This window comes from Limosilactobacillus avium (genome assembly GCF_947381485.1).
Taxonomy (GTDB): Bacteria; Bacillota; Bacilli; order Lactobacillales; family Lactobacillaceae; genus Limosilactobacillus; species Limosilactobacillus avium.
The window spans coordinates 1-269 of sequence record NZ_CANCWN010000116.1; the positions used below are offsets into that span (position 1 = coordinate 1).

Consider the following 269-nt stretch of genomic DNA (forward strand, 5'->3'; position numbering starts at 1 on the left):
GTGTGGAAGCGTGCTTCCCGGAATGGAATCTCGTTGTGCTGAATGTCAATGTCTAAGCCATCTGCGTCAACCTTTTGGCCAATAGCTAAGATGATCTTATCAGCAGTAATCGTCATTTCACTATCAATCTTACGGTGCTTAAAGGTAACCTTGTTTTGACGTACATCGGTTGGAACGTAGCCATCAACGATTGTAACGCCTTCTTTTTGGGCCCCTTCAAGTTCCTTCTTGGAAGCCTTAAATTCAGAGAATTCTTCGTATACCATGTC

Annotated in this window: 1 pseudogene; it reads right to left on the reverse strand. The window is 43.5% G+C overall.

The features are described from left to right. Window positions 1–269, reverse strand: a pseudogene (locus tag QOS01_RS10535) (FAD-dependent oxidoreductase); the annotation flags it as partial.